Below are 22,633 nucleotides of genomic sequence, written 5' to 3' on the forward strand. Positions count from 1 at the left end.
GAGTATGAGAAGCAAAAGAAGGCTAATGGACGCCAAGCAACCGAAATCCAGCAACTGACCGACACCCTCAACTACCAGAACACGCACATTGATATGCTGCATGAGATGGATGCTAAACATCTTAAGGTACTCGCCAATGACAAAGCTAAAATTGACACTCTTCTGGCTGATGTTGCCGCTGCTCGTCGCAAGCTGCGCATCAAAGCCGTCTGCCCCGTGCTTGAAACCGTTACCTCCGGCAGCGTGGGCGACACAGGAACCCCACAACTTACAGAAGCAGCTCGACAAGATTATTACGATCTCCTCCGAATGATGGCGGAGAACGAACGGCAGACGAAGTACTTGCAGGATTACGTTAATATTGAATGCAGAGGAAATAATGGAAAATCAACACCGTAAAATCACGGGCTATCGTGAATTGAGCCAAGATGAAATTGATTGCATGAACAAGATTAAGGCGTTGGGTGAAGAATTAGGTCACCTTTATGAGCATCTTGTTGTTTTGAAAGGAACAAATCATCAACAAATTGATATGCTCTGGCTGAACGAAGGGCGTACTGATCTGCAAAAAGGGATCATGTGCTGGGTTCGTGCAGTAGCTAAACCAACAACATTCTGATTGCCACCACAGAGCAAGTGATACTGGGGTTGCAGGAGTATGTTAGGGCAGCATTGGTGAGACTTGAATAATCATATGGTAGCGGATATTGATAGAGAATTTCGGTCTATCTTATTTATTCTACACGCTACATTGTATATGCGCTCATAATGTAAATTTAATGCCGTTACAGCACTAAAAACATCTGAAATATGTGCTTTGCTATTGGGTTTTATCGTCACTACATCGACAAATTTACTGGGTTCATAACCTTCAAATTTACTGTTATATGTTAAGGAGTAATTTTGGATTATGCTGCCACCTAAGATATCCTCCGGAATGTAATTCGTTTGATTTGTAGGAGTAGGATATAAAATGGCATCTGCCATTTTTTGACCTATTGATACTTTATCATGAAGACAATTACAAACTAATGTAATCCGCAAGGGGACATAAGTACGGCCAGAGCCTCGCTGGAAAAAACCTCTTTCTGGGGTGTAACCACCGTGAGCTAAGATAATTCCTTTTCTGGCTGAGTCCCCAGCTTTTTTAATCACCAAATTTCTATAGTGAATAGTTGCAATTGACATATTTACTTACTCTCTATTGATTAGCGATGTAAGCATTTTGTCTCATCATGGCAACCCAATAACAAGCGAATAATATTTAACAATTAGTTAACCTCTGAAACTAAAGTCAATATTTCTTTGCCCATTCCCTTAAGTGGTTAAAGCAACACCCCATGCCATCAGTTAACGCGGGTGGCATTTTTATTTCCACTGCGTCGGGTTATCGCCGTCTGCCTGTATTAGCCATGACATGTTCCCTTTGCATCGAGCGTACAGGTCAGAATCAAAAATAATCAATGCCCTAGATAGTCATTATCAGCAACATCCGCTGTAGGCAGAAGAAGCGGTGTGACAGCCGGAGAGACGGCCTGCATTGCCCTCATGATTCATTGAGTCGTGATAGCTATGTAGAAAAGCAAAGTCCGATAATCGGATATTGCCCATGTTTAGGGCACTTGCGAGGATTTTTATATAAATCAGACCAGTTATTTATTCTAAATGAGGCGAAAACAATGATGATAATTCATATTAAAGAAGATGGCAGTACTTCAGTACAGACCGCTGGGTACACGGCGCTTTATGATAAAGAGGGGAAGCCTAAGGTGATTATAGGAAAAGCCCCTGCGACGCTCGTTATTCACAATGCATTCAAACAGAAAGCAGAAAAAGAACAGGCGAGTAAAACCTATGACGCAGGTATGACACTGGCAGTAGATACAGGGGAAGCTAAAAGCGCCAGTGCCATTCTAGGTGAAGTGGGGAAGGCCCTTGAAGGAACATGGACAGGTCTTATATCAGCAGGTATCTCTGACGCCAAGAAAGGTAATGATAAACACATCCGCCAGATAGTCCGTGAAGAGATACGCCAGTTCGTCAATCGTGAGAGTCGATGCGGCGGACTGTTCTCGAAGTGGTGATGTGATGCCGCCACGTATCCCCAGAGCCTGCCGTAAGCAGGGTTGCCCCAAGACCACCACCGACCGCTCCGGCTACTGCAACGATCACCTTCATACAGGCTGGGAGAATCACCAGCAAGGCAAGAGCCGACACGAACGCGGCTACGGCAGTAAGTGGGACAAGCTCAGAGCCACCATCAAGGCGAGAGATAAGCACTTATGCCAGCAATGCTTACGCAATGGCCGAGCAGTGACAGGTACAACCGTTGACCACATCAAGCCCAAGGCACACGGTGGCACGGATGCGTTAACAAATCTGATTCTATTATGCTGGTCTTGCCATAGGGCGAAGACCGCGACGGAGAGACTACGATGAGTGAGAAACAAGTGAAACTGTCACGTCTGTACAAGGGTGGCCACTTCAAAGGTTATGCCCTGAGTGTGGATGGCATGTTGCTATCGAACCAAAATCAGGTCGTGATTGAGACTCACAGCAGGGACATTCACCCCACACTGAACGTAACCTTCACGGTCAGTGATGAGATGGCGGGTGAGGTGGTCGATATCTATATTTGATTTCATTTGTAGATCATATCAATGGCGATGATAACGATGATTGGCATCCTGAGATAATTTTAATTTCATTAGTAACAATATCACCAGTCATGGTCACTCAAGGGGAGGGGGGAGGTCAAATAGCTCCCCCCTCTCGCCCCAGGGGACCGCCTCCCTAAGTCGATTTTTACGCGTCTGAATTAAGGCATATTTTTTTCGACATTTTTTAACCAGCCACGAGGTCTCAATGGGTAATGCTATCCGGGCATCTGGAGGTGGCCGGAAGCAGAACTTACCGGCCAAAAAGAAGAGCAGCATGAATCGGATCGCACCGCCCCCTGAACTGATGGGCGATGCGGCTGTCCGGCTCTGGAAAACGCAAAGCAAAATCCTGATTGAACGAGGGACGTTTGAACTGGAAGATGCGCCGCTGCTGGTCGCGTATTGCAATGCCTTTGAGTTAATGCTGAGGGCGGAGCGCGTGATACTGGCGCAGGCAGAACGCGATCTGGAAAGTGGCGGTATTACCGAAATGAGCGGGACAGGGGGCTTGAAAAAGCATCCGGCAGTCGGTGTTCGCAATGACAGTGTTTCTCAGATTGCCCGGCTGGGTTCACTGCTGGGGCTGGATCCCCTCAGTCGCATGAGAATGACTGGCCCCGCAGAGCCGGACGATGGAAATGAATTTGACGAGTTTTAATTATGGCGACTTATCCGAACGTCAACGCGGCAAATCAGTACGCGAGGGAAGTAGTCAATGGGAATATACTGGCGTGCCGTTATGTCCGGCAGGCCTGTCAGCGGCACATGGATGATCTGGCGCGGGCAAAAGACGCGGCATTTCTGTACCGGTTTGATAAAGAGAAGGCCGAACGCTTTTGTCGTTTCAGCCAGAAAATGCCGCACACCAAAGGGGAATGGGCAAAACGCAGACTGCGTATCACGCTGGAGCCGTGGCAGCAATTTGCCTTCTGTGTCATTTTTGGCTGGGTGCATAAATCCACCGGGAGGCGCAGGTTCTCGGAGGCGTACATTGAGGTGCCGAGGAAAAACGGCAAATCCCTGATAGCGGCCAGCGTCGGCAATTATATGTTTTGTGCTGACGGGGAATACGGCGCAGAGGTCTACTGCGGCGCCACGACAGAGAAGCAGGCGTGGAAGGTTTTTGAGCCGGCCTTATTGATGGTGGAAAAACTGCCGGCCCTGCGAAGAAAGTTTCAAATCAAGCCGTGGGCGAAGAAAATGACCCGCCCTGACGGTTCGGTTTTTGTGCCGGTGATTGGCGATCCGGGGGACGGGGATTCGCCGTCCTGCGCCATCATTGACGAATATCACGAACATGCCACCGATGCCCTGTACACCACGATGACCACGGGAATGGGCGCGCGTGAGCAGCCGCTGACCCTGATTATCACGACCGCGGGGTATGACGTTCAGAGTCCCTGTTATGAAAAACGCGCCCAGGTGGTTGAGATCCTGGCGGGGATTAGGGCGGGGGGTGCGAATGAGCATATTTTCGGCATCATCTACACCCTGGACGACGGGGATGACTGGACACAGCCGGCGTCCCTGATTAAGGCTAACCCGAATTACGGGGTGTCGATTAAGGCTGACCGGTTACTCGCCCAACAGCAATTAGCCCTCTCAACGCCGAGCCAGACCAACAAGATTAAGACCAAGCATTTTAACCTGTGGGTATCAGCAAAATCCGCCTATTACAACATGGAGAAGTGGAAGGCGGCAGAGAATAAGACGCTCAAACTGTCTGACTTTGGCGGGGAAGCGTGTTATCTCGGTATCGACCTGGCGACAAAGCTGGACCTGAGCTGTGCCTGCCCGATATTTGTCCGTGAAATCGACGGGCGCAAACATTTTTACAGTGTCAGCCCCCGGTTCTGGGCACCCGAAGAAACGGTGTATTCCACGGACAGCGACAAATTGCGGACGGCGGAACGGTATCAGAGCTTTGTGAACCAGGATGTCCTGATAGCGACCGACGGCGCGGAGGTGGATTATCGCCTGATTTTTGAATCCATACTGAAACTGGGTGAGTCAGTAAAAATAGTGTCGTGTCCTATCGATCCCCACGGGGCGCTGTCACTGGAGCATTTATTACAGGATGAAGGGCTGGAGCCCGTTCGAATTGTTCAAAACTACACCCACATGAGTGACCCGATGCGAGAAATTGAGGCGGCGCTGGCGTCGGGGCGTTTTCACCATGACGGTAACCCCATTATGACGTGGTGTTTTCAGAATGTGGTAGGCAGATACCTGCCCGGCAGTGACGATGTGGTGCGGCCCACTAAAGAAGGCAACGAGAACAAGATTGATGGGGCGGTGGCGGCCATGATGGGGGTTGGCCGTACCCTGCTGAATGAGCCGAAAGACTTCCTTTCTTATTTAGATCCCGACGAAGACGTATTAATCCTATGAAAATACTTATCGATATCGCTGGCCTGTCCGGATTCGGTCTAGCCATGGCAGGACTGTATCTGGATTACGGGCTGGCGACGGCGTTACAGATTGGTGGCGTTACGCTGGTCATTTATGCCCTGGTCGCTGCCAGAAGGAGGAAATGTGCTGTTTGATGCGCTATTTCGCAGTGAACCGCTGGAAAATCCCCGTACCCCTATCACGGCCGAGGCCGCCGACCATGACGGCCTGTTCAGTGCTGACGTGTATGTCAGCCCCGAAACGTCGATGAAACTGGCCGCGGTCTATGCCTGTATCTATGTGCTGTCCTCTTCGGTGGCGCAGATGCCGCTGCATGTCATGCGCAAGAACGGCAAGACCGTGGAAATGGCGCGGGATCACCCGGTGTTTTATCTGGTGCATGATGAGCCGAACGGCTGGCAGACCAGTTACAAATGGCGGGAATTGAAACAGCGCCATGTCCTCGGCTGGGGCAATGGCTACTCGTGGGTGAAGCGTAACCGTCGCGGGGAGGTGACGGCGCTGGAGGCCTGTATGCCGTGGGAAACCACCTTACTGAACACGGGCGGGCGCTACACCTACGGGGTGTATAACGAAGACGGCAGTTTTGCCATCAGCCCGGACGATATGATCCACATCCGGGCACTCGGCAATAACCGGAAAATGGGGCTCAGTCCCATTCTGCAACATGCGGAAACCATCGGCATGGGGATGAGCGGGCAGAAATACACCAGTTCATTTTTTGGCGGGAATGCCCGGCCGGCGGGGATTGTCTCCGTTAAAGGGGAAGTCAATGATAAAGGCTGGGAACGGCTTAAGCAGATGTGGAAAAAAGCCGCCGCCGCCCTGCGCAGTGAGGAAAATAAAACCCTGCTGCTGCCCGCAGAACTGGATTATCACGCCCTGACGGTGTCACCGGTGGATGCCCAGCTGATCGACATGCTGAAACTCAACCGCTCCATGATAGCCGGGCTGTTCAATTTGCCTGCCCACATGATTAACGATCTGGAGAAAGCGACGCTTTCCAATATCTCAGAACAGTCTATCCAGTTTGTCCGCCATACCGTGATGCCGTGGGTGGTGAACTGGGAGCAGGAACTGAATCGCCGGTTGTTTACCCGGCAGGAAAGGGCCGCGGGGTTTTATGTCCGTTTCAATCTGGCGGGACTCCTGCGCGGCACCCCGAAAGAGCGGGGCGAGTTTTACCACTTTGCCATTACGGATGGCTGGATGAGCCGCAATGAAGCCCGTGCCTTTGAAGACATGAACCCCGTGGACGGACTGGATGCCATGCTGGTGAGTGTCAATGCCGCCAATCTGCTTAACAACCAAGATCAACCCCATCCCAACCAGGAGGACAAACCCGATGAGTGACAGGGAAATGCGCTGTTACAGCGGCGAAGTGCGTGCTGAAACCCCGGAGAACCAGCCGACGCGCATTGTCGGTTACGGCTCGGTGTTTAACAGCCGCTCAGAACCGCTCTGGGGCTTTCGTGAAATCATCAAGCCCGGGGCCTTTGACGAGGTACTCAATGATGATGTGCGCGGGCTCTTTAACCATGATCCCAACTTTATTCTGGGGCGCAGTGCCGCCGGGACATTAACTGTGTCCGTGGATGAGCGCGGGCTGCAATACACCATTCAGGCCCCGGACACGCAGACCATCCGCGATCTGGTGCTGGCCCCCATGCAGCGGGGCGATATCACCCAGTCTTCTTTTGCTTTCCGGGTCGCCCGTGACGGGGAACACTGGTTTGAGGATGAGGAAGGGATTGTTATCCGGGAAATCAGCCAGTTCTCCCGGCTGTTTGATGTGAGTCCGGTGACGTATCCGGCCTATCAGGAGGCCGATTCCGCCGTCCGTTCCTTGCAGGCCTGGCAGGAGGTGCGCCACAGCGGGGCACTCCGGCAGGCGATTAATCAAAAAATGGCGCGTGAGCGCATTCTGACTTTACTGAATATCTAGGATATGAGCATGAAATTGCATGAACTGAAACAACGCCGTAACACCATTGCGGCGGAAATGCGTACCCTGCATGACAAAATCGGGGATGCCGCGTGGACGGATGAGCAGCGCACCGAATGGAACAAGGCCAAAACCGAGCTGGACAGCATTGACGCCCAAATCCAGCGTGAGGAGGAGTTACGCAACCTTGATCAGAAACTGGTGAACCATCAGGAGCCGGAACAGCGCAGTAACCCGGGTGTCCATCCCGAAACCGAACAGCAGGAGCGCCGTACCGCGGCTTTTGATAAGTTCCTGCGTCACGGGCTGGGGGAGATGAGCAGCGAAGAACGTCAGGCGTTGAAAGAATTGCGGGCACAGGGCACCACACCGGACGAGAAAGGCGGCTATACCGTGCCGCCCCAGATGCTCAATAAGGTGGTGGAGGCCATGAAAGCCTATGGCGGCATTGCCAGCGTGGCACAAATCCTCAGTACGTCTACCGGACAAACTATCGAGTGGGCGACGGCAGATGGCACGGCGGAGGAAGGGGAGCTGCTGGGTGAGAACACCGCCGCCAGTGAAGAAGATACCCTGTTCGGCACCGAGTCACTGGGGGCGAAAAAACTGTCGTCCAAAATCATCCGGGTGTCCAATGAGCTGTTGCTGGACTCCGGTATTGATATGGAAGCCTATCTGGCCGCCCGTATTGCCCAGCGCATCGGACGCGGTGAGGCCCGGTATCTGGTGAAAGGCACCGGGACAGGCAATCCGCAACAGCCCAAAGGTCTGGAAACCTCGGTCACGGGCACGGTAGACGCGGCAACCAAGTTTAGCTGGAAAGACATGAACAGCCTGAAACATGCCCTTGATCCCGCCTACCGCAATACGGGAACGTTCCGCTGGGCCTTCAATGACAGCACACTGAAAATCATCACCGAAATGGAAGATGCCCAGAACCGCCCGCTGTGGTTGCCCGAGATTGCCGGGGTGGTGCCTTCCACAGTATTGGGGGTGCCTTACGTGATTGATCAGGCGATTGCCGACATGGGGGCGGGTAACAAGTTCATCTATTGTGGGGACTTCAACCGCTTTATTGTCCGCCGTGTCACTTACATGACCCTGAGACGGCTGGTTGAGCGTTATGCCGATTATGACCAGACCGCGTTTCTGGCGTTCCATCGCTTTGACTGCATTCTGGAAGACACGGCGGCCATCAAAGCGCTGGTCGGGAAGGGCACCGTCTCCGCGGGCTAATCACCCCGCTAACATCCCATGCCGCGTGAAGCGGTTTTTTTGTACCTGCGATCGGCTGCGGTCGCAGGGTTCAGGAGGCAAGATGCCTTTTCCCACCGTGGAAAAACTCAAACAGCAATGCCGTATCGACAGCAACAATGACGCGGAAGATAGTCTGCTGAACACTTACGCCCGTGCTGCCATCAGGCGGGCAGAAAATTACCTGAACCGCCGTCTTTATGAAGAAGCCGTGCCGGACACTGATCCCGACGGATTGTTTGTTTCGGACGATGTGGAACTGGCGATCATGCTGACGGTGGGCTACTGGTATGAAAACCGCGAGGCGCAGACCTTACCCGCGGGCTTCAAGGCCTTGCTGGAGCCTTACCGTTATATTCCCTTATAGGAGGTCATCATGAAGGCGGGTTCACTGCGCCATCGTATTAAGCTATTTCGCCCCGTTGTGACACGGGATGATTATGGGACGGAAACCGTGACATCCGAGTATGTCAGCGAAACGTGGGCACGGGCGGAAGCGATGTCCAACCGTAAAATCCGCACGGCCGACCAGCAACAGGTGATTGAGGTTCAGCAGTTTACGGTCAGGCCAAGAGCAGATATTGACACTAATTGGCTGGTTGAGCATCAGGGGCGAGTGTTCACTGTGCGCACGGTAGACCGCAACCTGCGAGACCGCGCCATTATTACCACGGAGGCCGACGTACGCCATGATAGAGCCTGACATGAAAGCAGATCTGGAGCGACTTACCGGATTACCCGTTTATCCGCTGATACTTCCGTCCACGGTGATGGAAGGGATCACTTATCAGCGCATCAGTGACCCTCGGTTCAATACCGGACTGGCGGCCACGCGATTGACGGAAGCCCGCTTTCAGATCGGGATTATTACCCTGAATGACTACTCGAAAGCGGCGAAGATTGAGCAAAAAATCCGTTTCGCGTGGGAATCCGTCCAGCATGGTCATATCGGCCGCTATCCGGTGCAGACGGTAACACGCGGGACACTGCATCAGGGCGCGGAAGAGCTGACCAAAAATCAAAAACGTTACCGCATCACCCGTGACTTTATTATCACCTATGCGGAGGTGCCCGATGATTAGCACTCATCTCTCCGGCCTTGAAGAAATGGGGCGTAAGTTACAGGCATTGGAAACCGACCTCCAGACCCAAATCTTGCGCAAGGCCGGGAAAGCCGCGATGGAAATCGTGAAAGAAGATATGGTCGCCCATGCCGGGTATGACAAAAAGGCCAAAGGGCCACATCTGCGGGACAACATTCAGATCCGTTCGGCCAAGTCCAGGAAGTACAAGGGCGGGGTAATGATCACTGTGGGTCCCGCCAAAGCTCACCGGATGAAAGCATTAGCGCAGGAAATGGGGACGATTAAACAAGTCCCCAAACCGTTTATTCGTCCGGCTCTGGACTACAACCAATCCGCCGTTTTAAAGGTGCTCGTGGCAGAAATCCGCGCGGCCCTGTCCGTTTACAGTCAATAACCCTTATTGGAGTCACACACTATGGCAACATCATCACCCGAATATGCCGTCCTGCCCGTGGGTACGGTTGTGAAATTCGGCAAGCCCGGCGATACCGTTGATCAGATGAAATCCCTGATTAACTGTAAGGCACTGGGCGCGACGGGTCTTTCAGGCGGTTTTATCGACTGCACCACGCTGATAGACACCAACAAACAATTTATTTCCGATATGCCGGAAGGTCCCGAAAAATCACTGGGGTTCATTGATGATCCTGAAAACGTCGATTTTACGGCGTTCCTGAATGCGGCTCAGCGTCGCGAAACCGTCCAGTTTTACATTGGACTGCCGAACAAGCGCACGGCGACCATGATTTTGGCGCTCTCCGGCTGGGAAATGAACGACATCAACGCGCCTGCCAGTGAAGTGATTCAAATCACCGTCAAGGGCAAACAGAACAACCTCGTCTGGGGTATCGCCACCACAATCACTAAAGGAAGTGAATCATGAAAAACCTGAAAGCCGCCCTGTTAGCCCCACGCTCCCATGTGAAAGCGGTGGAGATTTTCGGTACCGCCGTCAATCTTCGCCGTATGACCGCTACCGAATTGATGGATCTGGAAGACGCGGTGGAAAAACTCAGTGAGGCCGGCAATGGCCGTGAAGCCTCCCGCCTGAATGTCCAGATTGTGCTGGATTGTCTGGTGGATGACAAAGGCAAGCCTGTCCCGGCCGGAGATTTACCGACAGCCGAAGAACTGATGGATGCCCACGATAACGCCACGATTATTGCGGCGATTAATCTGGTGAAACGGCATTCCATCGGTACGCTGGAGGAGGCCGAAAAAAACTAACCCGGTCGCCACTGCTGCATTTTGCGTTTACCCTCGCAGAGCAGCTCGGCGAAATAGACCCCTATCGGATCCTGTCCCTGCCCGCGTCCACACTCAATGAGTGGCAGGCGTATTATCGGCTGAAAAACCGAACACGCTCGAGTGAAGCCCCGCCTGTTTCCGTCCCGGTTCCCCGTGATACCGAACAGGCGCAGTGTGATGCGGTCATGAAATTATTAGGTTAAATTATGGCGAATTTATCGACGTTAACCGTTGGCCTGTTGGTCAATGCCGTCTCGTTCAGGTCTCAGATTACGGAGGCCTACCGTCACGCCGGACGGGAATCGGAAAAATTTTCCGGTAAGGCTAAATCTGACGCGAAGAAGGCAGAGTCGGCTTACCACTCGCTGGGCAAGTCGATTAAATCCGTGGGCGGTCAGTTGGCGCTGCTGTCCGGGGTGGGCTTTTCGCTGGGGTCGATTATCAATACGACCCGTAAATACGGACAGGCACTTTCCGATCTGTCCGCCATTACGGGGGCGACAGGCGCGCAGTTGAAGAGACTGGATGAAGCCGCGCAGCAGCTCGGCAGAACCACGGAATTCGGGGCAACCCGGATTGCCACCGCGCTGAAACTGATGGCCTCTGCCAAGCCGGAACTGCTGAAAAGCACGGAGGCATTGATACAGGCGACGGAGAAGTCGGTAATTCTGGCGCAGGCCTCCGGGATTGAATTACCGGAAGCGACCAAGGCGCTGGCTTTATCATTGAACCAGTTTGGTGCCTCAGCAGAACAGGCCGATCGTTATATCAACGTATTGGCGGCAGGGGCGAAATACGGTTCATCCGAAATCAATGAAACCGCGCAAGCCATTAAAAACGGCGGCACAATGGCGGCGCAGGCCTCAGTCAGTTTTGAAGAACTGAATGCTGTGATCCAGATACTGGCCGCCGGGGGGATCAAAGGCGCAGAGGCCGGAACCGCCATCCGTAACGTTATACTGGCACTGGAGAAATCCACGGATAAAAAACTTAAGCCGTCTGTGGTGGGCTTGGGGGCGGCACTGGATCACCTGAAAAGCAAGAAGCTGTCCACGGCAGAGGCGGCCAAATTGTTCGGGCGCGCCAATGTCAGCGCGGCCTCAAAATTAGTGGTGGGCAGAGGCAAGCTGGAGGAGCTAAAACAGTCACTGACTGGGACGCAGGTGGCGTATGAACAGGCCTCAGCCCGGGCCAATAACCTCAGTGCCGATCTGGATGTTTTAAGCAGCGCCTTTGAAGGGCTGGCGGTTAAGGTTGGGGGCAGTGCAGATGGGCCCTTGCGCTCAGGTATTCAGGGGGCAACGAGTGCCATCAATACCCTGTCAGAGAATTTCAATACGGTGGCCAATGTTGCGTTGTACACCTTACTGCCTGTTATGGCGACCAAGCTGACCGCGGGTTTGCGTGAAAATGTCAGCGCATGGAAAGCGACGGAAAAAGCTGCCCGAAATGTTGCGAAACAAAAAGCGGAAACTGCCAAACGTACCATTGAGCAGGCCAATGCGACCATTCGGCTCACTCAGCGTCAGGGTGAGCATATCGAAAGGATGCGGCAACTCAATGGGCAGCATGGTCTTTTCGTTAATTACGCCAAAGAATCAAAAGCCTTATATAGGCAAGAAACAGAAGCTATCAAACAAAAGGAAAGAGCGACGAGGTTGCTTGAAGCAGCCAATCGCCGACTGTCTTTTTCATCTCGTGCGCTATCCGCCTCAATGGGGTTTGCCCGTAGTGCCTATGCCATGATGGGCGGCCCCTTGGGTGTAGTGATGCTGGCGAGTTCTGCAATACTGTATTTTAGCAACAGCGTAAAGGAAGCAAAGGTAAAAGTTGATAGTTTGAAGGGGTCATTAGTAGAGACCATTGAGCAATTACAGCAACTGTCAAAAATTAAGTTAGAAATTCGTATTGACGATCTTAAAGAGGATATACAACTCCTAGAAAGCGAACAAAAAAGACTCTATGGAGAATCAGTAAGGTTTTCTAAAGAACGTCAATCCAACATGAAAGACATACAAGGCAGTGGCTTAGGTTTTCTTGTCGATTTGTTTGATGAAAGCCCCGCTGAATATGAAAAACAACGCCGGAAGAATCAAGGGAATTTGGAGGATATTGCTAAAGATCTTGACGCGAGAAAAGCAAGCCTTAGACACGCTGAGTCCATTTTATTAAGTGGTAAACACAATCAAACACCCAAATCCGAAGGCGATAACAACAATAACAATTCATGGACAGGAGAAGGAACGGGCGGCAATGATAAAGGCGATAAAAAAGGGAAGCAGACTCTTAATCAATATCAGCAATTGCGCAAGGAAATTGAGCAAGCCCATACGACCAGCTTAGGGCGCATTATTCTCAGTGAGCGAGAAATTCAGGGGAAACTCATTGAGGTCGGTAAGTCGGGTCTGGTTTCCCAAAATGAATTGTTACGCCTAAAAAACCTCAATGCCGAAAACCACCAGAAGCAACGTATAGAACTGGCCGAGAAATACGCCCCGGCAAAAGCCCTTACCCGTCAGGAAAAAGAAGCCAGTCAGGAACTCAAAGCTATTTATGATGCCCGGCTACTGACCGAGCAAGAATATCTGTCAGCCAGTAAAACGTTGTACCAGACTTCGGTCAAAGAAAAACTGGCGGAACAGGCGAAAGGGCTGGCTGCCCCCCGTCTTGATATGGCCGGGGAAGTTGATCCTGTCATTCAGCTACAAAACCAGCTCACCCAGCAAACCGCGCTGTACGATGCCTATTATCGTAATGGGCTTATCAGTAGAGAGCGCCATGAGGCGTTGGTGGCTGCGGCTACGAATAAATCCAAGGAATCGCAGTTTGCGGCTTCCAAGGAGCTTTATGCTTCCCAGGGTGACTTTCAGGCCATGCAAATGAACCTGCTGGATGTGGTAGAACAGCGGACAGGTAACGCCTTAACCGGGATGCTGATGGGCACAAAGTCATTCTCTGAATCGATGAAAGAACTGTCGGCATCACTGGCACAATCCATCATTCAGGATCTGGTTCGTATTGCGATGCAGGCACTGATTACCAAGGCGGTCTCGGGGTTTTTCGGGGGAGCGGGTGGCGGAAGTGCAACGCTGGCGAACGGTCAGGCTGTGCCGATGCTGCCCAAGAATATCAGCACGTTCGCTAAAGGGGGTGCTCTTTCCTCTCCGGGTCTCAGTGCTTACAGCGGGCAGGTTGTGAGTAACCCCACCTTATTTAAATTTGCGCATGGAGCGGGGTTGATGGGGGAGGCGGGGCCAGAGGCTATTCTGCCATTAAAACGGGGACCTGATGGTGCTCTCGGTGTTCGTGCAGCAGGCGGCACGGGTAATCAAACGACCATCAAGGTTGATATCGTAGTGCATCCAGATAAGAACAGTGAAGTAAAAACAACCAGCGGATTTGAATCAGCGGGGCAGGATATTGCGAAATTTGTCGATCAGCGATTCAAATCATTACTGCATAAAAGTTTAGGTCAGGGGGGTGATTTAAATGTGGCCATCAAAGGAGGCAGAAGATGATAAAAACATTCGATTTTCCCGCACGAGTGGGTGCCGCTGGCGAGTTTGAACCCGTGGTGCGCTCCGTTCAGTTCGGTGATGGGTATAAGCAAACATCAGGCGATGGGATCAACTCACAGCGGGAGAGCTGGCCTTTGTCATTTGTCGGTGCCCTGTCTGAAATAGAACCCGTCATGGCTTTTCTGCGGGAACATCAGGGCTGGCGTTCGTTTAAATGGCGTAATCCGTTATCTGAGCTGGGACTGTACCAGGCCGGAAAATTCAATATACAGGCCAACGGGGCTTATTTCACTTTATCCGTCACGTTCACCCGCGTTTATCATCCGTAGAAGGTCTCTCTATGACAATCAATGCCACTCTCCAGCGCCTTGAGCCGGGGAATAAAGTCCTATTGTTTTCAGTCGATGGCTCGGCCTTTGGTGGGCCAGAGCTGTATTTTCACAATCACCCCATCCCGTACACAGAAGACGAACTGGAAAACTCAGATCAGTTACCGATGAAATCTATCTGGTGGCAAGGGCGGGAGTATAAACCGTGGACTGTCAAAATTGAAGGATTGGGGGTCAGCAGTGATGGCAGTGCAGCCTCACCGACACTCAGTGTTGCTAATATTGACGGCACTATCAGCGCCATGTGCCTGGCGTATCAGAATATGGCGCAGGCGCGTGTGACTGTCCGTATGACCTTTGCGCATTATCTGGATGCCCGTAATTTTCCCGAAGGCAACCCCGAAGCTGATCCCACGCAAGAGAAGATAGACGTCTACTATATTGACAGTAAGACGCATGAGGACAATACAGAGATTCATTTCGCCTTGTCTTCTCCCGCTGACTTGCAGGGGATTCAAATTCCTACCCGTCAGATACACAGTCTTTGTACGTGGTGTATGCGCGGGTTATATCGCAAATCCCCCTGCAACTATACCGGTGATCGTTATTTTGACGAAGACGGCAATCCGACAGATGATCCATCAAAAGATGCCTGCTCTGGATTATGGTCAACAGGATGTGAGCTGCGCTTCGGGAAAGGAAACCAATCTCCCTTTGGCGGCTTCCCCGGTTCAGCGTTGTTAAGGCGGTGATATGGAAACACTGCGTAAACATATTATCGATACCATCATGGATCATGCACAAACCGAATACCCGAAAGAGTGTTGTGGTCTGGTTATTCAACATGGACGCAAGCAGCAATATATCCGTTGCCGAAATACCGCCCCTTCACCCACAGAACAGTTCAGCATGCACCCAGCCGATTACGCCGAGGCTGAGGATGCAGGTACTATTATAGCTATTGTCCACAGTCACCCCGACGCGACGACACAACCGAGTCAGTTAGATATTGCCCAATGTGACCTGTCACAAGTGCCGTGGGTGATCGTCTCATGGCCGGAGGGCGATATTCGTACCATTATGCCGACTGAGGGAATAAAGCCCTTGCTGGGTCGTCCGTTCGTCCACGGTATTTGGGACTGTTACGCCATTGTCCGTGACTGGTATCGGCTGGAACATGATATTGATATCCCTGATTTTGAGCGCTCAGATGGCTGGTGGGAGCGTGGCGAAAATCTGTATATGAAGAATTATGCGGATGCTGGGTTTACTGAATGCAGCGGTGAATTACAGGTGGGTGATGTCATTATTATGCAGGTACAGGCCAACGAACCCAATCATGCGGGCGTGTATATCGGTGATGGGCTGATGATCCACCATATGTATGGGCAACTCAGCAATAGAATCCCATATAGTGGGTATTGGCAGGAAAGGGCAATAATTGCTCTGCGTTACATAAAATGAAATTTGTTTTGTTTTTATTTTTAAATGATTACACTTCCATCATGCCAGAAAAATTAATTGAGGGGATGTATGTATAGTGGCTATTACGATCCTGGATTTTCTCTTGTGGGCACCTTGTTCATATTAATCATTGGTGCATTGATAGGATTTATTATCAGTTTTTTCATAATACGATATGCGACCAGAGCCAATGAATTATTGGATATCCAGAAAAAAACACTTCAAGAGTTAAAGGTACAAAATGAATTGCTGTCTGACGATAAAGGGAATTCAGAAATTAACTCATTTTATCTGGATGAATTAAAAAAATTACAATCTAGTGATATGGTGTCCAAAAGTGGATACGTTAATCATTCAAATGTTGAGAAGATGGCAAAGTCATATAAGAAATTCATAGAAGAGGTTGAAACTAAAAATTTATCTATATTGTCCGCCAGAAAATCATTTCAAGCCGAAATTGACAGGCTATCGTCTGAATTAAACGAAAATCAAAAAATGTCTTTTCTGAGTGTTTATAGAGAAAGGCTAAAATAGATATCAGGCAGTCTTAATATCAACCCCCTAACGGGGGTTTTTTTATGGAGTAAATTCATGAATACACTGCGAACAATACGGTTGTCCGGCGTGCTGATACCCCAATTCGGACGAGAGTATAAGCTGGCAGTCTCATCTACCATAGAGGCTATTAGGGCACTGTCTGTCCTTATTGACGGCTTTGAAAAGTTCCTGTTAACCGCGAAAGAGCGTGGACTGACTTTTGCCGTATTCATCGGAAAACGCAATATCAACCGTGACGAACTGGAATTATCCGGTGAGGGCGACATTCGGATTGTACCGGTGATCATTGGCAGTAAAAAGGCGGGTATCTTCCAGACTATTCTCGGCGCGGTGATGGTGGTAGCCGGAGTATTTGCATGGGCGACTCCGTATGGTGTTCCACTTGTGATGTCCGGTGCTTCTATGATGTTGGGGGGCGTAGTACAGATGTTATCACCGATGCCGGGTGGACTGGCACGCCGGGAAGATCCCGACAATAAACCCAGCTATGCGTTTGGTGGGCCAGTTAACACCATCGCACAGGGGAATCCGGTTCCGATTGGATACGGCAAGCGGCGTATCGGGGGTGCCATTATCTCGGCGGGTATCTATGCGGAAGATCAGCAATAACCTTCAACAGTCTTAACCGGTCGCTGCGGCGGCTTTTTTTACGGGTGAAATATGGCTAATCAGTTAATTCGGGGCAGTAAAGGCGGCGGTGGAAGCCCCCGTACTCCGGTCGAGTCGCCGGATTCCTTACAATCGACCTCTTACGCTAAAATCTTATTGGCCTTGGGCGAAGGAGAGTTTGCGGGTGGTCTGGACGGCACCAATATCTTTCTGGATAACACGCCGATTATTGGTCCTGATGGCCAGGCAAATTTTCAGGGGGTGAAGTGGGAATTTCGCCCCGGCACACCTCATCAGGATTACATACCGGGTATGCCGGCAGTAGAGAATGATATTACGGTTGGCACGGAGTTAACCGAGTCATGGGTGAGGTCGGTCACCAATACTCAGCTGTCTGCGGTTCGTCTTAGGTTATCTTGTCCACAATTGCAGGAACAGAAGGATGACGGCGATACGGTCGGCTATGTCATTGACTACGCCATAGACGTTGCCACGGATGGCGGGGCGTATCAGGAAGTTTTGAAGACAGCCGCCGATGGCAAAACCACCACCAAATATGAGCGCTCACACCGTATTGATCTGCCCAAGGCACATTCAGGCTGGCAGGTTCGTGTGCGTCGTCTGACCCCAAAACAGACCACTAACCGGATTACGGATGCGATGGTGGTAGAAGCGATCACTGAGGTCATTGATGCCAAGCTGAGATACCCCGAAACCGCCTTACTTTTTGTCCAGTTTGATGCTAAACAGTTCCGCAATATCCCCCAGGTATCCTGTGAACCGAAGATGCGCATTATCCGCGTTCCGGCCAATTATCATCCTGAAAGCCGCCATTATTCCGGTGTCTGGGATGGTTCGTTTAAATGGGCATGGACAGATAATCCGGCGTGGGTACTGTATGACCTGATGATTAATGACCGGTTCAGCATCGGCACGCGAGTGAAAGCTGAAAACCTTGCCCTGGCAAAATGGGATTTGTACCGTATCGCCCAGTATTGTGATCAACCCGTGCCTGATGGTAAGGGCGGTCAGGAGCCGAGATTTACCTGTAATGTGTATATCCAGTCGCAAGAGGATGCGTGGACGGTTTTACGTGACATTGCCGGTATCTTTCGGGGTATGACGTTCTGGGCAAACAACAATATGAATGCACTGGCCGATATGCCGCGAGATATGGATTATATCTATACCCGTGCCAATGTTCGGGACGGTAAGTTTACCTATGCCAGTGCCAGCGAGAAGACCCATTACAGTACCGCGATGGTGAGCTGGTCAGATCCACAAAACGGTTATCAGGATGCGGTAGAGCCTGTTTTTGATCATCAGTTGATACGCCGATTTCAGGTTAAGCAAGCCGATATCACCGCGATTGGCTGTACCCGCCAGAGTGAGGCTATCCGGCGCGGAAAATGGGTACTGCATACCAATCAATATGACCGCATGGTGTCGTTTACGGTGGGATTGGATGGAAAGATCCCCTTACCCGGTTATATTATCGGTGTGGCGGATGAAATGTTTTCCGGTCGTGTACTGGGTGGACGTATCAGTGCGGTGGAGGGGCGTAACATTACATTAGACAGGGTATCGTCTGCAAAAGTGGGCGAGCGGTTAATTCTGAACCTGCCTTCTGGTAAAGCGGAAGGGCGAACTATCCAAGCCGTCAATGGGCAGGTGGTTACGGTCACCACGGAATACTCAGAAACTCCCGCCACTGAAAATGTCTGGGCCATTGATGCCACGGATTTGGCTGTCCAGCAATTCAGGGTGACTGGCATTAAAGAAGGTGAGGACGGGGTGTCATTCGAGATCACCGCCGTTGAGCATAACCCCGATAAATATGACCATATCGACACCGGCACCCGAATAGACGAGCGTCCGATTTCCGTTATTCCGCCCGGTGTTCAGCCACCGCCGAAAAATGTCAGTATCAGCAGTTATTCGGTGGTCAATCAGGGGATTGCCGTCACGACATTGAGAGTGACTTGGGATGCCGCCGAAAGTGCGATTGCGTATGAAGCTGAGTGGCGACGGGATAACGGTAACTGGATATCCGCACCCCGAACCTCTACACAGGGCTTTGAAGTCCCCAATATTTACGCCGGACGCTATCAGGCGCGAGTACGGGCCATTAATGCCGCTGAGATATCCAGTCTCTGGGCGAATGCCCCTGAAACTCATCTGAAGGGGAAAGAGGGCAACCCGCCGGCACCACTGGCATTCCGGACTGTCCCGATTATCTTCGGTATCCAGCTAGACTGGGGCTTTGCTGCCCAGACGGACGACACGTTAAAAACTGAAATCCAGTACAGCAAGACTAATGACAGCGAAGGGTTAATGTTATTGGCCGATATCCCTTATCCCCAGCGGACGCACACGATGCAGGGGTTAGCGGCAGGCGTTGCCTTCTATTTCCGTGCGCGGCTGGTGGACAAGTCCGGTAATCAATCCCCGTGGACGGCGTTCATTCGTGGGGAGTCTTCTTCGGATACGAACTGGATCATCGATGCAGCAGGTAAGGAATTTCTTTCCAACAAAGCCGGGCAGCGTCTGCAGTCTCAAATGGACTTTAACTCCGAAGCCATCATGGAGGAAGCTGCGCTGACAGGGGCAGTTGTTCAGCGACAGTTGAAAGTGAATGGCAACATCAAGGCAGAAATCCTGCACATTCAGACCACACAGGCTAGCGACCGGGAAGCCTTTGCGGAGGACATGAAAAAGGTACAGGCCGATGTGGGGGAGAATTCGGCAGCGGTGCAGACGAAGGCTACGGCGGTCTTTGATATTAAGGGAGATGGGGCTGCTCTCTATGACGTGGGTGTCGGATTAAAGTACAAAGGCCAGTTCCATAAAGCCGGGATGGTGATGGGGTCTGAGGTGAAAAACGGGGAAGTCAAAACCCAGATAGGTTTCAGTGCAAATAATTTCGTGGTGATGAATCCCGACAATGGCAAGCTGGAATCCGTCTTCATGATTAAAGACGGGCAAGTCTTTATCAGGGATGCCTTTATTGATATGGCCGATATCAAACGGTTGTTAGTGGGCATTGATATGAAATCATCGAATTATGTTCCTAATCAGCGGGGATTTCGGATTGATGCCAATACCGGATTTCTGGAGATTAACGGCGTTGGGAATGGCTATCGCACCCAGAGCAGAAGTACAGGCTGGTATGTGTTTGATAGCCGGGGCGTAGCGATCATTGAACTGGGGTTATTCTTATGAGTGATTATGGCTTGAAAATTGTTAATCCCCATGATGGAACGAGCTTTATATTTAATGCGAATACCGCACCGGCCGCCCTGACCTGGGTGGCCAATGTGGATTCCAATACCTCAGGGGCAGACGCGGATGCTGAGACATGGACGTGTCCGGTCAAAATTCCCGCAGGGTATAAATCAGCGATTGCGGCTCAGGCAATGGCGGGTATTGCGTTCTATTACGATGGTGATAATTATCGAATTAACGGCGGGGAAGAATATTGTAACTATATTCAGAATGGTGAAACCGTTGTTATTAAAAACATGGTGCTGAGAAATGCATATGGCACCTTAGGGAATATCGTCAAAATAATCTCATTCCCTCATAACCAGACAGGAACGGCAGGGCTAAAAATAGGGGGCAATGTTAATTTTAATGTGGATATTCCCCACAGTGGATTCTCGTATGTATCACATAAAGTGACATTGAAAATTGAGGGTTATGTTGATTTCTCAAAGATAGACCCCCGGCTAAATTTGGGCAACTGTCTGGCGTTCTTTCATACCGATGATCCGTATGCCATGATTTCGATACGCCGGGAGGAGTTCACCAGTGGATATGATTTATATTATCAGTGTACCGACAGGCGTCATGGAGGACGAACTTCTGCCACCTTTCGGGTGGTTATTTTCTCTGATTTGAATGCATCAGGACGGTTCCAGAATGAACATTATGGGTTACGGCTGAGAAACAGTCGCGGGGAGATTACTTTTTCATCCGGGGTGGGGGTGTTAACCCGGCCGACAGAAATTAACATTAACCAATATAAACAAAATGAACGTATTGCCGTCCCCGGCATTTCCCGCCCCATGTATATACCGTCAATGGTCGGTGAACACTTCTGGCTGGATGGGCGTCTGGGTAAAAATCAAGAATTATGTGTTGGCAATTATGATGCGAATTCGATTTGCTTTGGTGTATCAAATACTTACGATAAAGCGGGTTATCTGGGGTCTGTGCCGTACGGCACGGATTACACTTATGTGACTCAAAAACCCGTCTTGATCCTCGATGCTTCCGATTACTTCAATTTCTAATCTTTCAGGATAAACAAACATGATCTACTCAGACGGCACAACTAATATCGTGTCAGGCTCTGCTATGGTTCGCGGAACGGGCACTAAATGGAAAAGTAATATTAACGGCATTGCCGCCGGCCAGATTATCTCCATTCAATCCGGTAATACGGTGATTCAGAATGTTATTCAGTCGGTGAATTCAGACACGGAACTGGTGCTGGCCTTTGCGCCCTCAGTCAGTCTTAACAATGCAAAATATGTTATCTCAACCACTGTCCCGGATACCGTTTCCGATGGCGTTCGGCATATGGTGGCCATTAACGCCTATATCATCCTGTTCCTGCAAAACATGGATCGATGGATGAGTGAAAACGGCCAGGTTGAAGTGGAGATGCCGAACGGCCAGAAAGTCACACTGGACTCCATCCGGGCATTGCAGGCGGCGATGGATGGAAAACTGGTTAAGGAGCAGAACGGGGCAGACATTCCGAATAAACCGGAGTTTGTGAAAAACCTTGGTTTAGGGGAAGTAGTGAAAATTAGGGACTATGGGCTGGGTAGTGACGGTATGTATTGGCAGTCACATATAGATAACATGGAGAATTTAGGGTATAAGACGGGTTTTTATTCGTACACGCATGCTACATCCAATCAAATCGGCGATGTAAAGTGGGGATCTGTTATTAAAACCTGCTATGACAATGCATACAACCAGCAACTAATTGTACTCCCTAATTATGGTAGGAATGTCATGTGTGTCAAAAGGGTGGCGGGTAGTGTATGGGAGAATTTCACCGTCATGACCTCCAATATGTGGACTGTGGATGGCAGCGGATATTATAAAAAATCCTCGCCCATCATCATAATCTACCCCGATGGCACCTTCATCACCAACGACGAATCCGAAGGTGCGACAGTCACCAAACTCGGCCTTGGCCACTACAAACTATCCGGTATCCTTGGCTATAACGCTGATGGGGCATGGGGAGTTCATGGCGGTATCAGTGTTCCCCGTGACGTCAATGGCAATGAGTTAGTGTATGTCGATGATAAGGTGCTGTCGGATGGGGCTATTGAAATCAGGGTGACGCACCGACAGAACGCGCATATGCCTGCCCGGTTACAGAACCGACGCATGAAGTCACAGGATGAGCAGACGCATTACACGGATGATGAACCCTGTGACTTACCCGCCGGCACTCGGTTAGACGTCCGTGTCCAGATGCCAGAGGACTCTATTTGGAACCGGAAACAGGTATTGGCGTCCGATCCTC

28 protein-coding genes are annotated in these 22,633 nt (G+C 50.8%); 27 read left to right on the forward strand and 1 reads right to left on the reverse strand.

Annotated features, from left to right (window positions below):
• Both PSI22_RS18945 and PSI22_RS18950 read left to right on the forward strand, forming a co-directional pair.
• The coding region (locus PSI22_RS18945; RefSeq protein WP_273581087.1) for a lysis protein at window positions 1-399 on the forward strand (399 nt) is incomplete at its 5' end.
• Window positions 380-619 (forward strand): Acb2/Tad1 domain-containing protein, encoded by a 240-nt coding sequence (locus PSI22_RS18950; protein ID WP_273581088.1) that lies wholly within the window; start codon window positions 380-382, stop codon window positions 617-619. The genes PSI22_RS18945 and PSI22_RS18950, both read left to right, overlap by 20 nt.
• Window positions 620-690: 71 nt before the next feature.
• On the opposite strand, the gene PSI22_RS18955 is transcribed toward PSI22_RS18950, so the two are convergent.
• Complete coding sequence (locus tag PSI22_RS18955; protein ID WP_273581089.1) at window positions 691-1,188, reverse strand: putative adhesin; 498 nt, start codon at window positions 1,186-1,188, stop codon at window positions 691-693.
• A gap of 491 nt (window positions 1,189-1,679) precedes the next feature.
• Here PSI22_RS18955 and PSI22_RS18960 point away from each other — a divergent pair, with 491 nt between their 5' ends.
• The 25 genes from PSI22_RS18960 to PSI22_RS19080 all read left to right on the forward strand — a co-directional run.
• Window positions 1,680-2,084, forward strand: coding sequence for a hypothetical protein (locus PSI22_RS18960; RefSeq protein WP_273581090.1), 405 nt, complete (start codon window positions 1,680-1,682; stop codon window positions 2,082-2,084).
• Window positions 2,085-2,088: 4 nt separating this feature from the next.
• The gene (locus PSI22_RS18965; protein ID WP_273581091.1) at window positions 2,089-2,439 is read left to right on the forward strand and encodes an HNH endonuclease; all 351 of its coding nucleotides are present in this window, start codon (window positions 2,089-2,091) and stop codon (window positions 2,437-2,439) included.
• Entirely contained in the window at window positions 2,436-2,639 is a 204-nt protein-coding gene (locus PSI22_RS18970) for a hypothetical protein (RefSeq protein ID WP_273581092.1), read from the forward strand. The genes PSI22_RS18965 and PSI22_RS18970 overlap by 4 nt, the downstream gene beginning before the upstream one ends.
• 226 nt (window positions 2,640-2,865) lie before the next feature.
• Window positions 2,866-3,318, forward strand: a complete 453-nt coding sequence (locus PSI22_RS18975) for a phage terminase small subunit P27 family (RefSeq protein WP_273581093.1) — start codon at window positions 2,866-2,868, stop codon at window positions 3,316-3,318.
• On the forward strand, window positions 3,305-3,433 hold the full coding sequence (locus PSI22_RS18980) for a hypothetical protein (RefSeq protein ID WP_273581094.1): 129 nt from the start codon (window positions 3,305-3,307) through the stop codon (window positions 3,431-3,433). Before PSI22_RS18975 ends, PSI22_RS18980 begins: the two co-directional genes overlap by 14 nt.
• Window positions 3,387-5,051, forward strand: a complete 1,665-nt coding sequence (locus tag PSI22_RS18985) for a terminase large subunit (protein WP_306310631.1) — start codon at window positions 3,387-3,389, stop codon at window positions 5,049-5,051. Before PSI22_RS18980 ends, PSI22_RS18985 begins: the two co-directional genes overlap by 47 nt.
• Entirely contained in the window at window positions 5,048-5,206 is a 159-nt protein-coding gene (locus PSI22_RS18990; RefSeq protein ID WP_273581096.1) for a hypothetical protein, read from the forward strand. The genes PSI22_RS18985 and PSI22_RS18990 overlap by 4 nt, the downstream gene beginning before the upstream one ends.
• Window positions 5,196-6,425, forward strand: coding sequence for a phage portal protein (locus tag PSI22_RS18995; RefSeq protein WP_273581097.1), 1,230 nt, complete (start codon window positions 5,196-5,198; stop codon window positions 6,423-6,425). Before PSI22_RS18990 ends, PSI22_RS18995 begins: the two co-directional genes overlap by 11 nt.
• Window positions 6,418-7,017 carry an HK97 family phage prohead protease gene (locus PSI22_RS19000; protein WP_038244198.1) on the forward strand — a complete coding sequence of 200 codons (600 nt, stop codon included), beginning with the start codon at window positions 6,418-6,420 and terminating at the stop codon, window positions 7,015-7,017. The genes PSI22_RS18995 and PSI22_RS19000 overlap by 8 nt, the downstream gene beginning before the upstream one ends.
• Window positions 7,018-7,026: 9 nt before the next feature.
• The gene (locus tag PSI22_RS19005) at window positions 7,027-8,253 is read left to right on the forward strand and encodes a phage major capsid protein (protein ID WP_273581098.1); all 1,227 of its coding nucleotides are present in this window, start codon (window positions 7,027-7,029) and stop codon (window positions 8,251-8,253) included.
• Window positions 8,254-8,335: 82 nt separating this feature from the next.
• Entirely contained in the window at window positions 8,336-8,638 is a 303-nt protein-coding gene (locus PSI22_RS19010) for a head-tail connector protein (protein ID WP_273581099.1), read from the forward strand.
• Window positions 8,639-8,647: 9 nt separating this feature from the next.
• Window positions 8,648-8,974 (forward strand): phage head closure protein, encoded by a 327-nt coding sequence (locus PSI22_RS19015; protein ID WP_273581100.1) that lies wholly within the window; start codon window positions 8,648-8,650, stop codon window positions 8,972-8,974.
• A gap of 1 nt (window position 8,975) precedes the next feature.
• Window positions 8,976-9,353, forward strand: a complete 378-nt coding sequence (locus PSI22_RS19020) for a hypothetical protein (RefSeq protein ID WP_273581101.1) — start codon at window positions 8,976-8,978, stop codon at window positions 9,351-9,353.
• Window positions 9,346-9,750, forward strand: a complete 405-nt coding sequence (locus PSI22_RS19025) for an HK97-gp10 family putative phage morphogenesis protein (protein WP_273581110.1) — start codon at window positions 9,346-9,348, stop codon at window positions 9,748-9,750. The genes PSI22_RS19020 and PSI22_RS19025 overlap by 8 nt, the downstream gene beginning before the upstream one ends.
• Before the next feature lie 21 nt (window positions 9,751-9,771).
• Window positions 9,772-10,239, forward strand: a complete 468-nt coding sequence (locus PSI22_RS19030; RefSeq protein WP_273581111.1) for a phage tail protein — start codon at window positions 9,772-9,774, stop codon at window positions 10,237-10,239.
• Window positions 10,236-10,583 carry a phage tail protein gene (locus PSI22_RS19035; protein ID WP_273581102.1) on the forward strand — a complete coding sequence of 116 codons (348 nt, stop codon included), beginning with the start codon at window positions 10,236-10,238 and terminating at the stop codon, window positions 10,581-10,583. The genes PSI22_RS19030 and PSI22_RS19035 overlap by 4 nt, the downstream gene beginning before the upstream one ends.
• 227 nt (window positions 10,584-10,810) lie before the next feature.
• A complete protein-coding gene (locus PSI22_RS19040) occupies window positions 10,811-14,122 on the forward strand; it encodes a phage tail tape measure protein (protein WP_273581103.1) in 3,312 nt (1,103 codons plus the stop codon).
• Window positions 14,119-14,451, forward strand: a complete 333-nt coding sequence (locus tag PSI22_RS19045) for a phage tail protein (protein WP_238099811.1) — start codon at window positions 14,119-14,121, stop codon at window positions 14,449-14,451. The genes PSI22_RS19040 and PSI22_RS19045 overlap by 4 nt, the downstream gene beginning before the upstream one ends.
• Before the next feature lie 11 nt (window positions 14,452-14,462).
• On the forward strand, window positions 14,463-15,203 hold the full coding sequence (locus PSI22_RS19050) for a phage minor tail protein L (protein ID WP_273581104.1): 741 nt from the start codon (window positions 14,463-14,465) through the stop codon (window positions 15,201-15,203).
• 10 nt (window positions 15,204-15,213) lie between these two features.
• Window positions 15,214-15,915, forward strand: a complete 702-nt coding sequence (locus PSI22_RS19055) for a C40 family peptidase (protein ID WP_273581112.1) — start codon at window positions 15,214-15,216, stop codon at window positions 15,913-15,915.
• Between the two features lie 69 nt (window positions 15,916-15,984).
• Entirely contained in the window at window positions 15,985-16,449 is a 465-nt protein-coding gene (locus tag PSI22_RS19060) for a hypothetical protein (protein WP_273581105.1), read from the forward strand.
• 57 nt (window positions 16,450-16,506) lie between these two features.
• Complete coding sequence (locus PSI22_RS19065) at window positions 16,507-17,082, forward strand: tail assembly protein (protein WP_273581106.1); 576 nt, start codon at window positions 16,507-16,509, stop codon at window positions 17,080-17,082.
• A gap of 51 nt (window positions 17,083-17,133) precedes the next feature.
• Window positions 17,134-20,304 carry a TipJ family phage tail tip protein gene (locus PSI22_RS19070; protein ID WP_273581107.1) on the forward strand — a complete coding sequence of 1,057 codons (3,171 nt, stop codon included), beginning with the start codon at window positions 17,134-17,136 and terminating at the stop codon, window positions 20,302-20,304.
• Complete coding sequence (locus PSI22_RS19075) at window positions 20,301-21,377, forward strand: DUF6453 family protein (RefSeq protein WP_273581108.1); 1,077 nt, start codon at window positions 20,301-20,303, stop codon at window positions 21,375-21,377. The genes PSI22_RS19070 and PSI22_RS19075 overlap by 4 nt, the downstream gene beginning before the upstream one ends.
• A 19-nt stretch (window positions 21,378-21,396) precedes the next feature.
• On the forward strand, window positions 21,397-22,633 hold a 1,237-nt coding region (locus tag PSI22_RS19080), incomplete at its 3' end, for a phage tail fiber protein (RefSeq protein WP_273581109.1).

The organism is Xenorhabdus aichiensis (genome assembly GCF_028598775.1).
In the GTDB taxonomy this organism is placed as follows: Bacteria; Pseudomonadota; Gammaproteobacteria; order Enterobacterales; family Enterobacteriaceae; genus Xenorhabdus; species Xenorhabdus bovienii.

Bases quoted from the DNA above. Each gene is read 5' to 3' on its own strand.
- PSI22_RS18950 (WP_273581088.1), top strand. From the start codon at position 380: ATGGAAAATCAACACCGTAAAATCACGGGCTATCGTGAATTGAGCCAA.
- PSI22_RS18955 (WP_273581089.1), bottom strand. From the start codon at position 1,188: ATGTCAATTGCAACTATTCACTATAGAAATTTGGTGATTAAAAAAGCT.
- PSI22_RS18960 (WP_273581090.1), top strand. From the start codon at position 1,680: ATGATGATAATTCATATTAAAGAAGATGGCAGTACTTCAGTACAGACC.
- PSI22_RS18965 (WP_273581091.1), top strand. From the start codon at position 2,089: ATGCCGCCACGTATCCCCAGAGCCTGCCGTAAGCAGGGTTGCCCCAAG.
- PSI22_RS18970 (WP_273581092.1), top strand. From the start codon at position 2,436: ATGAGTGAGAAACAAGTGAAACTGTCACGTCTGTACAAGGGTGGCCAC.
- PSI22_RS18975 (WP_273581093.1), top strand. From the start codon at position 2,866: ATGGGTAATGCTATCCGGGCATCTGGAGGTGGCCGGAAGCAGAACTTA.
- PSI22_RS18990 (WP_273581096.1), top strand. From the start codon at position 5,048: ATGAAAATACTTATCGATATCGCTGGCCTGTCCGGATTCGGTCTAGCC.
- PSI22_RS19000 (WP_038244198.1), top strand. From the start codon at position 6,418: ATGAGTGACAGGGAAATGCGCTGTTACAGCGGCGAAGTGCGTGCTGAA.
- PSI22_RS19005 (WP_273581098.1), top strand. From the start codon at position 7,027: ATGAAATTGCATGAACTGAAACAACGCCGTAACACCATTGCGGCGGAA.
- PSI22_RS19010 (WP_273581099.1), top strand. From the start codon at position 8,336: ATGCCTTTTCCCACCGTGGAAAAACTCAAACAGCAATGCCGTATCGAC.
- PSI22_RS19015 (WP_273581100.1), top strand. From the start codon at position 8,648: ATGAAGGCGGGTTCACTGCGCCATCGTATTAAGCTATTTCGCCCCGTT.
- PSI22_RS19020 (WP_273581101.1), top strand. From the start codon at position 8,976: ATGAAAGCAGATCTGGAGCGACTTACCGGATTACCCGTTTATCCGCTG.
- PSI22_RS19025 (WP_273581110.1), top strand. From the start codon at position 9,346: ATGATTAGCACTCATCTCTCCGGCCTTGAAGAAATGGGGCGTAAGTTA.
- PSI22_RS19030 (WP_273581111.1), top strand. From the start codon at position 9,772: ATGGCAACATCATCACCCGAATATGCCGTCCTGCCCGTGGGTACGGTT.
- PSI22_RS19035 (WP_273581102.1), top strand. From the start codon at position 10,236: ATGAAAAACCTGAAAGCCGCCCTGTTAGCCCCACGCTCCCATGTGAAA.
- PSI22_RS19040 (WP_273581103.1), top strand. From the start codon at position 10,811: ATGGCGAATTTATCGACGTTAACCGTTGGCCTGTTGGTCAATGCCGTC.
- PSI22_RS19045 (WP_238099811.1), top strand. From the start codon at position 14,119: ATGATAAAAACATTCGATTTTCCCGCACGAGTGGGTGCCGCTGGCGAG.
- PSI22_RS19050 (WP_273581104.1), top strand. From the start codon at position 14,463: ATGACAATCAATGCCACTCTCCAGCGCCTTGAGCCGGGGAATAAAGTC.
- PSI22_RS19060 (WP_273581105.1), top strand. From the start codon at position 15,985: ATGTATAGTGGCTATTACGATCCTGGATTTTCTCTTGTGGGCACCTTG.
- PSI22_RS19065 (WP_273581106.1), top strand. From the start codon at position 16,507: ATGAATACACTGCGAACAATACGGTTGTCCGGCGTGCTGATACCCCAA.
- PSI22_RS19070 (WP_273581107.1), top strand. From the start codon at position 17,134: ATGGCTAATCAGTTAATTCGGGGCAGTAAAGGCGGCGGTGGAAGCCCC.
- PSI22_RS19075 (WP_273581108.1), top strand. From the start codon at position 20,301: ATGAGTGATTATGGCTTGAAAATTGTTAATCCCCATGATGGAACGAGC.